Below are 14,082 nucleotides of genomic sequence, written 5' to 3' on the forward strand. Positions count from 1 at the left end.
GATTAATCCATTTGAATTAGCTTTCTCTTTTCTTAACTCAAAACTTACCTTCATTTCAATTAAAGCTAGTTAAATACCGTTAAAGGGTGGTCAAAAGGGTGGCTAAATGTAAATAAAAACTAATTCAAAACAATAACATTACCCCTCCGTAAATCCTCCTAATAATCAAATATACTGATATATAGATGATTAAAAACAGTGTAAGCGAGTTAAGAAAGTATGGTACTCCGGCTCCGGGTACAAAGTCCCTTCAACACAAGTTGAGGGGCTTTTTTCTTTTACAGTTCTTTCAAAATCTCACTTTTTGACATTTTTAAGCAGTTTATCTGCCAGATAATACAATACCGCTATGTTCAGATAATTTTAATGCGCACCGGCCCCTCGATATTGTTAACATCAACAGGTATTCCCTTTTGCGTTATTGCGACGCTGCCCTTGTTATGCAAATCAATTGCTACCTCCCGTACATCTTTCATATGTTTACGCCAGTCGTCAGGAAACAGCATGCGTGCAATTTCAGAAGGACAGGTACTTTTCTCAGCGCCACGATGAATGGCAGTAGATAGGATGGTTGTTGCTATTTTCTCGTAATGCTGCATGTATTTTTAAATTGCATGGGTGGCGAAGAAGAACTGTTATCCGTTGACAAATAAACAAAAAAGGACTGTCGCCAACAGTCCTGCAATCTCTAAGCTTTCTCACCCATTTTTTCAAGCCCTTCCCAAAGTACTTTCAGATCAAACAGAGCCGTCTTTTCAGCCGTATCAAATGGAACATCCGAATGATAAAGCGCTAGATCGTGGATCATTTTGAGCGAATGCGCCAGCTCATTGCAGCCCTGACATTCTACTAGATACCAAAACTCGGCTTGTGATTTCGTCAGCGGGTCGCCGACATTTGATGCGTGACGTGCATCATTCGTTGCGTTGACTGAATTTGCATTCACGTCAACACCTGGGCCATTTTGAGTTTGCATTAAAAAATGGATTAGGATAAATAAAATGGAGAGGTCACCGCAAACTCTACCGAATGAAACTACATCGACCAGGCCTCGGGACTTGCACCCGTTTGCCTCTCCAGGACCATTTTTTGCCGGTTTTCATTAATAATTTCATAATTTCTGTAGATTGTTTGCGTGGCAAATATAGGGGATTTTTTCTATCTGCTGAATCCACTCAACCTTAAAGTACAGAATCATATTACTACCATGTTCCATCAGTAAAACACTCTACATGCTTAGTCCCATACTGTCACTTAAACGACACTTCCTGGTATTCTAGTCATTATGAATGTCATCATAAATTGAGTATAATTACAAATGCGATATAATATCCGCGACTCTGATAATATGTAAACCGGTTAGCACTTCACTAAGCAAAATCTATGAATGGAGACATTAAACAGAATTTTTTTGAAGAGATAAAAAATGGCAAGGATCCTAAATGCTGCACCGAGCTTTTAGCAGGAATCGCACCAAAAAAATTATTTAAATACTTCAGACCCAATGAGAATGCTGGTAAATCGCTGATTGAGCAATACTTATGGCATTCCGCTCCTGATCAGCTTAATGACCCTTATGATTCTCAATTGGGATGGATAGGAGATGTTTCTATTGGAGATGATGATTTTTTGAAAGGAATAAATCGGAGTTTCTCGAAGGGTTTGAAAATATGCTCGTTTAGTGAAGTAAATGATTCGATACTAATGTGGGGACATTACGCTTTAAATCATACTGGATTTTGTGTTGAATTTGATTTTATAGATTTATTATCAACACCGTTTTCAATGCAGTTGTACCCTATTCATTATTCCAACGACCTTTTAGACTTAAACTCATGCTACAAATCTGGTTTGAATTTATATAACATAGCAATTTTGGCAAGTATTGCAAAAAATGAGGGTTGGATATATGAGAAAGAATGGAGATTATTTATGTGGGATACTATAATTTCTAACAGAATTCCCTGCCCACTACCGACTGCAATTTATTTTGGATCAAAGATCGACTTTACTGATCCCATGATACAATTAGTAAGAGAATTCGCTTTTAAAAATGGAATTAGGCAGTATCTAATGGTACGCGCGATAGATAAGTTCGAATTGAGAATTGAAAGCCTATAAGTACAACTAAGAATAGTAAAATTTAGAATAATCTAAAACTATCACATGCAAAACTATCGGGATTATGTTAAACAAATCTTCCCATTGGGATTTGAAGACTTGATTTACTATTATGAATTAACCGAATACAATGGTAATTATGAAAGTTATTTTCAATTTTGTCAAGAGAATCTTTTGACGCAGTGGCAAGGTCTTGACTTTCATCCCTGCTTCATTTATTTCCGAAATGACAAAGAGCTCCAAGCGCTTGCGAGGCGTCTTTCAACAGGAGAAGGAATAATTGAAATTAATAACGGGCTTTTTGAAAAGCTGAATGATATATTTTATCAGAATAGAAAATTCATCAGTAGCCTACCTGGAGTTAGTCAGCTGGAAGACGAAAACTTGATGGATGCACCTATGTATTACCTAATGTTTCAGGAGTTAATGCTATTCCTATATTATCACGAATTAGGACATGTAATTCAGTTCTCACAAATGAATATGATGATTACTGAACGAAATATGGCGTCTAAGGGATTTGACAATTCACTCCTCCTTCATGTCATGGAAATGGACAGTGATGAAATTGCTTCAAATTTTACTATTCATCATATCATGGCAACTTGGGAAAAGGCTCCAATAGAGCACGTTCCTACGAATTCCTTGAAACTCTAATTACGATGAGTGTTGCTGCGGTATTTATTCTTTTTGATTTGTTAGGAGGTGAAGAAGGCATCAAACTTCCAATTTACTATCATGAGCGCACACATCCACATTCCGCGATAAGAATCATTGCAATTGGCGCGTCATTTTTGGAGATCTTGAAACAACAATATGGTATTGACGAGCTCTCGGTAGATAATGTTCTAAGACGCACATTTCGCATATTAGCAGAAATTTTGCAGCAAAGTCGGTTTATCGAAAAATTTCCAGAACATCTAAAAGACGAGGAGAAAAATATAAATGAATACTTAGGAGTTTTGCTAGGAGAAAGAAATAAATATCCTTGGCTCGCCGGAAATCAGATAGATGCACTATTTCGGGCTAGGGAAAGTCAGGATTTCCGCTCAAAACATTGAACAGTTTCCTTTGACTTCTGGTAACTTTCATCAACCCAAAGGCAAGAAATAATCATGAACCAGTCAGCCAAATACAAAAACATTCAAGAGTTGAAGTCTTCTTCAAAGCCTGCTGACCCATCTTCTACAAAATCAATGGATCGCCATAACAGCTTTGAGCTTTCTATGAGATCTTTGAGACAAGAGCACATTAAGCAACTTAAACAGTAAAGAAATCCCGAAAGATCCAATATCGCCAGCGTTGTTGCTCTACGCATTCAACTCCCTCAATACCAACGTCTGCAACTCCGCCTGCGGCAGCAAAAGCTGATACTCCGCCACACCTATCGGCTTGTTAATATCCTGCAAAGCAATCTCAACATCCAAATGATCTTTATCGGCACAGAGAATAATGCCGATCGAAGGATTTTCATTCTCGCTTTTTTCCAGACGGTCGAGTAAGGAGAGGTATAGATTCATTTTACCCACATATTCAGCCTTGAAACTGCCAATTTTTAATTCAATTGCCACCAGAGAACGCAGTCCGCGGTGAAAGAAAAGCATGTCTACAAAATATTCCTTGCTATTGTATTCCAGCCGGTATTGGTTACCAATGAAACTAAATCCTCTGCCCAATTCCAGTATGAATGCCCTGATTTTGGCAATCAGCCTGTTTTCCAGTTCCAACTCTTTGATTGGTTCCGTAACGCCCAAAAATCCCAGATTGTAGGTGCTTTTGAATACTTCGTTAGCATAATCTGCATGTGCCTCGGGGAGCGTTTGGTCAAAATTGTGTGTTTTGATCTGCTTTTGCGCCTGGCTGTAACTGTCCATTTTAATGGCATTCAGCAATAGGTCTCTCGACCAACCTTTGCTCAGGGTTTCGCTTGCGTAGAATTCAATCTGAGAATCATCTTTAACCTTGTTGATTAACAGTAAATTATGTCCCCATGGCAAAACTGCGACAGCCTGTCGCAGTTTTATATCTGCCCGATGGTAACGCTCATAAAAGCGTTTCATGTCCCAAAGATTTCGCGGAGACAAGCCCATATCCCGAAACTCGTTTTTCAAGTCAATGGACAATTGTTTCACAACACCGCTGCCATAACCTTCTTCCAATTGCCTTTCGGAAAGCAATTTTCCCAAATTCCAATAAACAGATTGCGTACTGCTGTTAACCTGACGGGCAATCAATATACGTGCCGCCCGAATCTGACTAATCGCTTGATGCAGTATTTCCTTGTACTCAGCTTCGTTGAAGCTTGGTAGTGTTACTTTGTCTTTATTCATACGAAGGAGGCATAACAAGCGATTTAGTTTTCTTACTCATTCAGGTTCGGTTCACGATCCGGCCAAATTTAGCTTTTTATATTGGTTAGTCATTTTTAGCGTCGGCGAAAAAAAGTACAAACCTGGTTGTCAGTCCTTCCGCCCTATTTCCCCGTCCTTATTGCCAAACAACCACCCGGATAATCAACGACGCTACTGTAATAATAACAATACCAGTAACATCAAGCAGCAACCCTGCATTGCGCATATCAGCCGCACGGATTCGCCCACTTCCGAACACGATCGTATTAGGCGGGGTTGCGACCGGAAGCATAAACCCGAGCGATGCAGCCAGCGTGGCGGGCACCATCAGCATTAACGGCGGCAGGCCGGTTACTTTTTGTATGGCTATTAAAATGGGTAGCACCAGTTGTATGCATGCAACATTTGAAGCAAGTTCGCTGATGACACAAATGATAACGCACATGCCAGCGATAACAAAAACGGGGGACGCATCCTTTAAAAAAAGTAGTTCTTGTGCCAGCCAAGTGCTTAGCCCCGACTGGTCGCAGCCTTTTGCCAAAGCAAAACCGCTGCCCAACAACAGGATGATGCCTATCGGAAGTTTCTTCGCTTCATCCCAGCTCATCAGCATTTTTCCTTTCTCATTTCTCGAAGGGATGAGAAATAGTAAAACCGCCATTACTATAGCCACCGTGCTATCCGTAATAAACGATGCACGTGTACCTAAAAGACGGCTCCAACCTTTTATATGAAAAGATCCGAAATCAATATCCTTTCGGCCAAACCACAAATATGCGGTAATCACAAAAACCGCAAATACGACCTTTTCTTCAAAAGCCATTTTTCCCAATTGCCGCAGGGAGGCAACGAAGTAGCTGCGGTCGAATACAACATTTTTTGCATGGCGTAGAAAGGAGAATTTAAGAATGAAAAACGCCGCGGCCAACAACATGACTGCAATAGGAAAAGCCAGCACAAACCAGCTGACAAAGTTCATGTCGTGGGCATCTTTGTAAGCATCTAAATATATTTTGTAGAAAGCAAGATTAGTGGCCGTTCCCACCAGTGTAGCCATGCCACCAATGGATGCAGCGTAAGCAAGCCCCAACAGCATTGCCTTGGCGATCGCATTTTTCTGAGAAGTAGATATGTCGTGTTTTTCCACCTGGATGATAATGCCCAGCACCGCGGAGAGCATCATCATAACGGTAGCGGTATTTGACACCCACATAGAAAGGAAAAAAGTAGCGCCCATCACGCCCGCAAGCATGGTGGCTGGGTTGCTTCCCAGTTTCGATAAAATGGATAATGCAATCCGCTGATGCAGGTTCCACCGTTCAATAGCAAATGCTAGCAGCACGCCCCCAATAAACAAAAAAATGGTTTGATCCATATATTGCGCCGCCACCGTCTGCGAATCGGCTATGCCAAGAATAGGAATAAGTATGAAAGGCAGCATGGCCGTCACGGCCAGGTCAGTTGCTTCGGTAAGCCACCAAATGGCAACCCATACCGTCACCGCAGCCATTCTGGTAACCTCGGGATGGCCAGGGTTTAAGTCAGCAAAAAGTAAAACAAGAAAAAATGCAGCTGGTCCGGCTAATAGCGCAGCAAATTGGGCAGGTTTCAAGGAGTTTCAGTTAGAAGTAGTAAGGAGGTAAGTAATTTTGTCGCTATGTATCAAGGCTTTCTATAAAAATTAGCTTTTTCCGGTGCGAGCGGCTGATTGCCTAAAATGATATCGGCTGCCTTTTCGGCAATCATCATAATGGGTGCATACAAGTTGCCATTTGTTATATACGGCATCACACTGCCATCCACGACCCGTAAACCATCAAGGCCATGCACCCGTAGCGTTAGCGGATCAACCACAGACATGCTATCGGTACCCATGCGACAAGTGCATGATGGATGCAGGGCAGTTTCAGCATCACGCCTGACCCAATCCAGGATTTGCTTATCTGTCTCCACAGCAGGTCCTGGCGAAAGCTCGCCGCCATTAAATTCACCCATTGCTGACTGGTTAAGGATTTTTCTGGCACAGCGGATCGCCTCTACCCACTCCTTCCGATCTTTATCCGTAGACAAATAGTTAAATCGGATGGCTGGCTTTTCCTTTGGATCCGACGACTTGACCAGGACGGATCCACGAGCATCCGAATTCATTGGGCCTACATGCACCTGATAGCCATGACCACCTGAAGGAGAACTGCCATCATAACGGATCGCCACAGGCAAAAAATGAAATTGAAGATTAGGATAAGCAACGGTTTCGTTGCTTCTGATAAATCCGCCTCCCTCAAAATGGTTGGTGGCCGCGGGTCCATTCCGAAACAGCATCCATTGCAAACCAACCCAGGGTTTATTATACCATTTCAACGCCGGGTATACGCTTACCGGCTTTTTGCAGGCATATTGGATATACACCTCAAGATGATCCTGTAAATTCTGGCCCACACCCGGAAGGTCGTGCAGGACCTCTACCCCCGCCGCCTTCAGCATTTCAGGGTGTCCAATTCCTGATAACTGGAGAACCTGGGGAGAATTAATGGCACCCCCGCAGCAGATAATCTCGCCTGCCATAACTTTGTGCAAACTATTTCCCTTCAAAAACTCTACGCCCACTGCACGCTTTCCCGAAAACAGAATTTTGGTTGTGAGCGCGTCGCAGGTTACTTCAAGGTTTTTACGTTTTCCCAAAACAGGATGCAGGTATGCATCGGAGGCAGACCAGCGCTTTCCGTTTTTGATATTACGATCAAACTTTCCAAAACCTTCCTGCTGGAATCCATTCACATCATTTGTCAGCGGATAACCTGCTTGTTTGGCCGAATCAAAAAATGCTTGAAATAACGGGTTAGTGGCTGGCCCGGTTTCCAGGTGCAGAGGCCCCTCACCACCACGCCAGGCATTGACTCCGGCAGTTCTGTTTTCAGATTTTTTGAAATAAGGCAGGCAATGGGCATAATCCCATGATTCCATTCCCGGGTCCTTTGCCCACTTTTCATAATCCAGTGGATTACCCCGAATGAAAATCATTCCGTTAATAGAGCTGGAACCTCCCAACAATTTGCCGCGGGCATGATACACCTGCCGGTTATTCATAAACGGCTCAGGCTCCGATTGGTATTGCCAGTCGTAAAATTTACTGCCAATCGGATAGGTCAGAGCTGCTGGCATGTGAATAAAGATATCCCACCAGGCATCTGTTCTTCCCGCCTCAATGACCAGTACTTTATGGTCCGGATTTTCACTTAACCGGTTTGCTAGCACACAACCGGCAGACCCACCTCCAATGATAATTGTGTCAAAAATTTTGTCCATTGTCTTTTAATGACCTATGATAATAAATACAAATCCCGATCACAATTAAGCCAGCCGTATACATCCATGCCGAATACTGGTGATACCATTCCAAACCATACGTTTCAGTACGCGGCCACGATACATTGATCACCATAAATGTGCTCCAAAAGAGTGCGAGAATATTAATTGGTAATCCCCATCTGCCTAAATCAAACCTTGCATTAGGATCTCTGTCATTACGGTCCGACATTAATCTATTTTTAAGCTGAAGAGCAACTACTATCCAGTAAGCCAAATTGGCCCAAAGTATGGCGATAGACGTTACCAAAGCGAATACATTGGGAAACTGAATGTTCACTGCCAAAACGATGATCGCTCCCAAACCACAAATTAGCGTTGCTAAAACGGGGGTTTGGGTTTTTAAGGAAACTTCGGATAAGGATTTGCTAAAAGGCAGGTACCCATCACGCCCCATGGCGTACATCAATCTTACGGCGCCGGAGTGCACAGCCAGGCTACATACAGTGACGGCAAAAATAACACAGCAAAGAAATAGACTTCCTGTAGTTTCCCCCAGGACTGATTTGACCAAACCGGGTAACCCTCCGCGTATATTTCCCAGATCCGGCATATTGAAGTCTGGGACGGCCATGAGTGCGAAAAGCAATACGAGTAATCCCGCAGTCCCTGCCGCTAACAACGCCTGCAAGATGGCGCGGGGTGCTTTTGTACGGGGGTCATGCGTTTCTTCGGCCAATGTTCCGGCAGTATCAAAGCCATACAGAACATAAGAGGCTGTCAATGCGGTGGCTGCCAAAAAAATCCTCAAATCAGGAAAAGAGCTGCCCACAGATTTGATTTGTTCAACGTGGACGACCGCCTCGACCGGAGACCTTACCCTATTTAGAAAAAGCAAGATTATTAATAATACAATTCCAACCAGTTCTGCAACAGCACCAATATTATTAATGAGCACCATCACCTTAATGCCCCTGGCATTAATGATGGTACTGATAACAATTAGAATAGACCCTAGTAAAATGCCGTTGATAGCAACCGATTCTGCATCATCTGAGGTTCCGATGACCTGAAAAGCACTTGATATTTGGGGCAGGCTTACCTGTAATGCCATCACTACCGCAGCAAGGGTGACAATAAGGCAAGCCAGGTAAATCCAGCCTGTCATCCATCCAAAGAAAGGGTTTCCGGTAAATTTAGCCCACTGATAAACCCCACCAGACAACGGAAAACGGGAAGCTAGTTCTGCAAAGCAAAGCGCCACCAGCAATTGACCCGCTAATACAAACGGCCAGGTCCAAAAGAATCCGGGACCTGCAACCCCATAACCCATATGGAACATCTGGAAAAGCCCCGTAAGAATAGAAATGTAAGAAAAGCCGGCAGCAAAACTAGAAAAGCTGCCCATCGAGCGTTTCAATTCCTGCCGATAGCCAAAATTAGCCAGATCGGTCTTATCGTCAGCTCGGGAATCCTTCATATTGGGTTGCGGGTTTAGCTGACTTATCAGTACATCTAAAAAAGAGCGACGCCCGATATATACTTAACAGTTAGCGCAATTTGTGAACCTTTACCATACTTATACGCTATGCTAGATTGCATAACGCCTCAACGAGGCAGAAAGCAATGTGCTTACTTTTTTAAAATCTTCACTAGTGAAACTTTTTCCTTTATGGGTTGGACGAACTTTGTGTTATTGAAAATATAAAAAGCATAGGAGAAACCGGGAGAGGTGATGTAAAGCTTATGCCACAAGAGGGGTGTGCATTGGATTTTTGCCGAGAAAACTCCAATATTGAAGTATCAAGTTTTCAACCAAAAATATCTTCATGAAAAAGATCGCAATCAACGGGCTACCGGTGCTGTAGTGGCTACCATCGAGGCATTGCCGCAAGATGCCGTAAAATTGGACGGAATTGCGGTGCACGTGCCGGTACCAATAAGCTCTATTTCGGACATCTATTTAATGTACGGCGGCCCCGGCTGCTCCAAAAAATCATTACTATGAATTATTCAAAGCTTGCGTTTTCTGATGACATTAAGGCAATTCAGGATAGAATGGGCAGCCGGGGCGCATATGAACGCGTGGAGAAAATGAGTTACGTCGACGGCCTGACTGCTGTTGAAAATAGGTTTATCGCTGAGATGGACAGCTTTTACATGGCGTCCTTTGGAAATAATGAATATCCCTATGTGCAGCACCGCGGCGGGCCGAAAGGGTTCATCAAAGTGATTGACGAGCAAACCATCGGGATAGTCGATTTCAGTGGAAACCGGCAGTATATTTCGGTGGGAAACATTGCAAAGAACCCAAAAGTATCGCTAATTCTTGTCTCCTACCCACTGAGGGCCAGGTTGAAGATCTTTGCCGAGGCGGAAATCATTGAAATTCATGACAATCCAGCCCTGTTCGATCAGTTAAAACCGGAAGATTACAAGTTCAAGCCCGAGCGTTTAATGCTATTCCATATCACAGCTTATGACTGGAATTGCCCGCAACACATCACACCCAGATACAGCCAAGCTGATATAGAAAAGATAACCGAGGCCAAGGACCAATATATCCGGCAGTTGGAAGGGGAGCTTGAAGTACTGCGAGGCAAAGCAGGAATAGCCTGATCCTGAGTACACCTGGGCGGCGTCAGCGGCCTCGTGTTTCACGCTGTTTATCGCTAAGGTATTTTCGTGACTGGATTATCTTAAGTTACCATCACCAAGTACACAGCTCCAAGCAACAGTTGTCCGCTGCTCGCATCGGTATAAGATCATTTATCTGACTAAATTTACCCAGCTGCCATCCAGCGAGGTATTGTTCATCAACAAAAGCCACAAAATATGTCCTGCAAGGTCCTTTACTTCCCATTTTCCTTTGCCTTACTCCTTGTTTCACTGACAGTTCCCGCCCAGGTGCTCAAACCCGGATTTAGTAAACAGGAATATATTGAGACCCTGAAAATCAACCAAAAAGCACATATCGCCCTCAACAAATGGGCTGAAACGACGACATTTCCGGAGCCGGAGGATTACAAATTTGTCTATCGGTCGCCGGTGGTGGCTTTTGACAACATCTGGGACCTGTGGGTTCATAAGAACAAGCGCGTAGCGATGATAGCGGTGCAGGGAAGCATCGCCACAGGAGCTAGTTTTTTGGCGAATTTGTATGCGGCAATGATCCCCGCAAAAGGTGAGCTGCAACTGGATAAGGATTTCAAGTTTACCTACACCCTGGCCCATAACCCCAATGCGGCCGTGCATGTAGGTTGGTTTGTGGCAATGGCTTATTTGTCAAAAACCATTGAACATAAAATCGATTCCTGCTACAAAGCCGGGATCAAGGATTTCATTCTGACAGGGCACAGCCAGGGTGGCGGTATTACATTTATGCTCAACTCTTACCTGGAAAATTTGAAGGCGGCGAACAAGTTACCTGCCGACATCCGGTTCAAAACCTATTGTAGCGCGGGCCCGAAGCCGGGTAACCTGCATTATGCCCACGAGTACGAAAATATGACACAGGGCGGTTGGGGTTATAATGTAATCAATACGGCTGACTGGGTGCCTGATGTGCCATTTACCGTCCAGACAGTGGATGATTTCACTGCTGTCAATCCATTTCGAGGTGCGAAAGCGATGATGAAAAAGCAGAAATTCCCGAAGAACCTGGCATTGAAGCACGTATATAACAGAATGAGCAAACCGAGCGAAAAAGCCCGCAGGAACTATCAAAGATTTCTCGGCAAAATGGTTTCTCAGGCTGTAAAAAAACAAATCCCGGGGTTCAATGTACCTGCGTACTTCAATAGCAACTATTATGTGAGAACGGGCAAGACCATTGTCCTTTTTGCGGATGAAACTTACTTCAAAGAGTTTAACAACGACCCCGGCAATCCCAACATCTGGCAGCACCACTTTCCGAAACCTTATCTGTTTCTGACGGAAAAACTTGATCCCAAAATGCTTGAATGATGCATTTTTAACTTAACTGGCTATTAGTCGATTCAAACGGTCGTTTGTCGATTAGGTGTTGTGAGCACTGACCAAACTGGTCAATTTCGCTCCGTCGATGTCCCTTTTCCAGGGACTCCCTAAAACAACTGATCCAATGAAAACGTCATTAGTTACCGCCCGTCGTTTCCTGCTGTACACACTTTTCTCAATGCTCCTGCCCCTATCGTGTAAGGAAAAAGAAAATGCACCAGCCGCAACCAGCAATGGTCCGACCGAAATTCGCTACCATCAACTCATCATTGAATGCACCGAGGCCACAGGCCAGAACAAAGGCGTGGCGATCCTCGATTTCCGGTTCGATACCTACGCTGATGGAGAAATGGCGGGTTATGGATTTGGTAAATACATCGCTTTTGGCACCAAAGACTTCCTACCTATCGACGCGGCCCTTCAAACTGCCCATGCGGACATCGCTGGTAAGGCCGACGCGGTGCAAGCCTTTCCCACTATGACTGATTTCATTGTAAGCAGGTTAGAAAAAGTGCAGGGTTACACAGCCACCAAAAATCTGGGCAGCGATGCGATGTGGGGAATCCTTGCCAATGAGGAAACGACCATTGCCAAACTGCATGGCATGCAGAAATCATTTGATTTTGGAGCTTTTCTCGCTGCACTGATTGCTACGCCCGCATACGCCCAAAAAGTGGGAAGCAATGATGGCTTGAATTACCACAATTCCTATTCATACAGCCCGCCTCCTCAGCCCGGTTCACCCCTACCCGAATACAGGTTTGTGAACCCGGTGACGCAAGGCCAGATGCCAGCGAAGGCCGCTCCTGAGCAGCGGAACTCACGTGGTGAAACGATGCCGGAACGGGCCGCCCGCGAAGAGGCCGCAAGGGCTGCTGCGCAGGCTGGCCGTACCAACCGGGGCCCACGTAACCTTTCGGATGCACTCAGTGGTATTTTCGATCGACTGGGAGATCCGCTCGGCGGCGCGTTGGATCAGGGTGGCTCTGCCGGTGATCCGCATTTCCGAATGCACGACGGCTTAGCCTATGATTTACAGGCAGCAGGCGAATTTATAGCCACCAAAGGCAGCGACCTGGAAATACAGGCGCGGCAGGAAGACGTTTATAAAACTAGTCGCGCCACGGTCAACACCGGAGTAGCTGCCAGGCTCGGGAGCGATCAAATCTGCTTGCTCGTGAACCCTGCGACAATTTCGGAGCCCCGTTTGTTTGTCAATAAAAAAGAAACGCCTCTGTCGGCAATCGCACAGGTTTCGCTCAGTGGTGGTAATAAGCTTCAAATTGCGGCGACTACCAAGCTGGTGTTCAGCAATGCACAAAATGAGGGGGTTGTGATTTACTGGAACACGCCATACCTGGACTATGCCGTTATGCTGGGCGACAGTCGGAAGGGAAAAGTGGCCGGTTTATTGGGCAACTATGATGGTAATGATAAGAATGACCTCGTTCTGACAAATGGTACGGCCATCGAACCCATTTTTTCAGCAATTCACGGAGCCTTTGCTGATAGCTGGCGAATCACCAATCCCACATCGTTATTTGTATACGAAGCTGGGAAAAACACCGAATCCTACACCGACCGGTCGTTCCCGAAAGTGCTTCCGGTAGTTGCTCCCGATAAATTGGTCTGGGCCGAAGGCGTTTGTAAGGCGGCAGGTGTTTTCCGCCAGCCCGAGTTGGGGCATTGCATATTCGACGTTGGCATTACCGGTGATGAGCGCATGGTGCAGTCGGCCCTGCTGAGCCAGCGCGAATTTAAAGCCACGCCGGAAGTGTCCACATTCATCGGTCTGAAGGTCGCATTGAAAGAAGGCCAGTCCGCTGACAATCAAACATTAAACCTGCTCGATCTTGACAATGGCACCTTCTATCCGTTTGCAAAAGGTGCATTGGTAGCACCCGATATTGATGTCGTGTTCGACTTTTACAACGGACCGTGGTTTGCCGGACCGCGAGCCGTCAAAAACTGCGGGGTCTCATGCGGCGCTTACGCAATCTGGCCTCGCATTGACGAGCAGAAATGGCCGTACTTTCAGAGTACCTTCCTGCGCTACACAACCATTCCCGCCAGCGAGTGGGGCACCTACGGCAACGCAGCTGATCTGCGCCGCGCCTGGACTTTCGATGCAGAGGCCAACGAAAGCGCCGAGCTGGTCAAATCACTAACCGACCTCACCACAGCCGCGCCCCTTTCCCAAAATCTATGGTCATTCAAAACCCAGCAAGGCAAAAAAGGCCTGATCCGGTTCACGCAGACGCAGGTAACAACAGGAACGGCAACGTTTTTGTTTGATGTGAAAGTGGAGCGGTGAGGAGTTAAGTGT

The 14,082-nt window shown here is 45.0% G+C and carries 13 protein-coding genes; 7 read left to right on the plus strand and 6 right to left on the minus strand.

Annotated features, from left to right (window positions below; all coding sequences use genetic code 11):
• Positions 1-353 precede the first annotated feature (353 nt).
• Entirely contained in the window at positions 354-599 is a 246-nt protein-coding gene (locus tag ABIO93_RS28930; RefSeq protein ID WP_348073503.1) for a DUF3253 domain-containing protein, read from the minus strand.
• Positions 600-688: 89 nt separating this feature from the next.
• A complete protein-coding gene (locus ABIO93_RS28935; RefSeq protein WP_348073504.1) occupies positions 689-976 on the minus strand; it encodes a hypothetical protein in 288 nt (95 codons plus the stop codon).
• Positions 977-1,383: 407 nt separating this feature from the next.
• Between ABIO93_RS28935 and ABIO93_RS28940 the strand changes: the two genes are divergently transcribed.
• Genes ABIO93_RS28940 through ABIO93_RS28950 form a run of 3 tightly spaced genes read left to right on the plus strand, consistent with a single transcriptional unit; the run spans position 1,384 to position 3,182 of the window.
• Positions 1,384-2,121, plus strand: coding sequence for a DUF2971 domain-containing protein (locus tag ABIO93_RS28940; protein ID WP_348073505.1), 738 nt, complete (start codon positions 1,384-1,386; stop codon positions 2,119-2,121).
• 45 nt (positions 2,122-2,166) lie between these two features.
• Complete coding sequence (locus tag ABIO93_RS28945; protein WP_348073506.1) at positions 2,167-2,778, plus strand: hypothetical protein; 612 nt, start codon at positions 2,167-2,169, stop codon at positions 2,776-2,778.
• A 5-nt stretch (positions 2,779-2,783) separates the two neighbouring features.
• A complete protein-coding gene (locus ABIO93_RS28950; protein WP_348073507.1) occupies positions 2,784-3,182 on the plus strand; it encodes a hypothetical protein in 399 nt (132 codons plus the stop codon).
• Positions 3,183-3,431: 249 nt separating this feature from the next.
• On the opposite strand, the gene ABIO93_RS28955 is transcribed toward ABIO93_RS28950, so the two are convergent.
• The 4 genes from ABIO93_RS28955 to ABIO93_RS28970 all read right to left on the minus strand — a co-directional run bounded on the left by ABIO93_RS28955 (position 3,432) and on the right by ABIO93_RS28970 (position 9,258).
• Positions 3,432-4,451 (minus strand): PDDEXK nuclease domain-containing protein, encoded by a 1,020-nt coding sequence (locus ABIO93_RS28955; protein WP_348073508.1) that lies wholly within the window; start codon positions 4,449-4,451, stop codon positions 3,432-3,434.
• A gap of 157 nt (positions 4,452-4,608) precedes the next feature.
• Positions 4,609-6,084 (minus strand): DASS family sodium-coupled anion symporter, encoded by a 1,476-nt coding sequence (locus ABIO93_RS28960; RefSeq protein ID WP_348073509.1) that lies wholly within the window; start codon positions 6,082-6,084, stop codon positions 4,609-4,611.
• A 50-nt stretch (positions 6,085-6,134) separates the two neighbouring features.
• Entirely contained in the window at positions 6,135-7,778 is a 1,644-nt protein-coding gene (gene betA / locus ABIO93_RS28965; RefSeq protein ID WP_348073510.1) for a choline dehydrogenase, read from the minus strand.
• The gene (locus ABIO93_RS28970) at positions 7,762-9,258 is read right to left on the minus strand and encodes an amino acid permease (protein ID WP_348073511.1); all 1,497 of its coding nucleotides are present in this window, start codon (positions 9,256-9,258) and stop codon (positions 7,762-7,764) included. Before ABIO93_RS28970 ends, betA begins: the two co-directional genes overlap by 17 nt.
• 315 nt (positions 9,259-9,573) lie before the next feature.
• On the opposite strand from ABIO93_RS28970, the gene ABIO93_RS28975 reads away from it, so the two are divergent.
• The 4 genes from ABIO93_RS28975 to ABIO93_RS28990 all read left to right on the plus strand — a co-directional run bounded on the left by ABIO93_RS28975 (position 9,574) and on the right by ABIO93_RS28990 (position 14,070).
• Positions 9,574-9,786, plus strand: coding sequence for a hypothetical protein (locus ABIO93_RS28975; RefSeq protein WP_348073512.1), 213 nt, complete (start codon positions 9,574-9,576; stop codon positions 9,784-9,786).
• Entirely contained in the window at positions 9,783-10,397 is a 615-nt protein-coding gene (locus tag ABIO93_RS28980) for a pyridoxamine 5'-phosphate oxidase family protein (RefSeq protein WP_348073513.1), read from the plus strand. The genes ABIO93_RS28975 and ABIO93_RS28980 overlap by 4 nt, the downstream gene beginning before the upstream one ends.
• Positions 10,398-10,613: 216 nt before the next feature.
• A complete protein-coding gene (locus ABIO93_RS28985) occupies positions 10,614-11,744 on the plus strand; it encodes a lipase family protein (protein ID WP_348073514.1) in 1,131 nt (376 codons plus the stop codon).
• Positions 11,745-11,880: 136 nt separating this feature from the next.
• Entirely contained in the window at positions 11,881-14,070 is a 2,190-nt protein-coding gene (locus ABIO93_RS28990; protein ID WP_348073515.1) for a VWD domain-containing protein, read from the plus strand.
• Positions 14,071-14,082: the final 12 nt, after the last annotated feature.

This window comes from Dyadobacter sp. (assembly GCF_039919315.1).
Classification (GTDB): Bacteria; Bacteroidota; Bacteroidia; order Cytophagales; family Spirosomataceae; genus Dyadobacter.

Excerpts from the sequence above, each read along its gene's own strand:
- ABIO93_RS28935 (WP_348073504.1), bottom strand. The coding sequence starts at position 976 with ATGCAAACTCAAAATGGCCCAGGTGTTGACGTGAATGCAAATTCAGTC.
- ABIO93_RS28990 (WP_348073515.1), top strand. The coding sequence starts at position 11,881 with ATGAAAACGTCATTAGTTACCGCCCGTCGTTTCCTGCTGTACACACTT.
- ABIO93_RS28945 (WP_348073506.1), top strand. The coding sequence starts at position 2,167 with ATGCAAAACTATCGGGATTATGTTAAACAAATCTTCCCATTGGGATTT.
- ABIO93_RS28940 (WP_348073505.1), top strand. The coding sequence starts at position 1,384 with ATGAATGGAGACATTAAACAGAATTTTTTTGAAGAGATAAAAAATGGC.
- ABIO93_RS28950 (WP_348073507.1), top strand. The coding sequence starts at position 2,784 with ATGAGTGTTGCTGCGGTATTTATTCTTTTTGATTTGTTAGGAGGTGAA.
- betA (WP_348073510.1), bottom strand. The coding sequence starts at position 7,778 with ATGGACAAAATTTTTGACACAATTATCATTGGAGGTGGGTCTGCCGGT.
- ABIO93_RS28980 (WP_348073513.1), top strand. The coding sequence starts at position 9,783 with ATGAATTATTCAAAGCTTGCGTTTTCTGATGACATTAAGGCAATTCAG.
- ABIO93_RS28970 (WP_348073511.1), bottom strand. The coding sequence starts at position 9,258 with ATGAAGGATTCCCGAGCTGACGATAAGACCGATCTGGCTAATTTTGGC.
- ABIO93_RS28985 (WP_348073514.1), top strand. The coding sequence starts at position 10,614 with ATGTCCTGCAAGGTCCTTTACTTCCCATTTTCCTTTGCCTTACTCCTT.
- ABIO93_RS28930 (WP_348073503.1), bottom strand. The coding sequence starts at position 599 with ATGCAGCATTACGAGAAAATAGCAACAACCATCCTATCTACTGCCATT.
- ABIO93_RS28955 (WP_348073508.1), bottom strand. The coding sequence starts at position 4,451 with ATGAATAAAGACAAAGTAACACTACCAAGCTTCAACGAAGCTGAGTAC.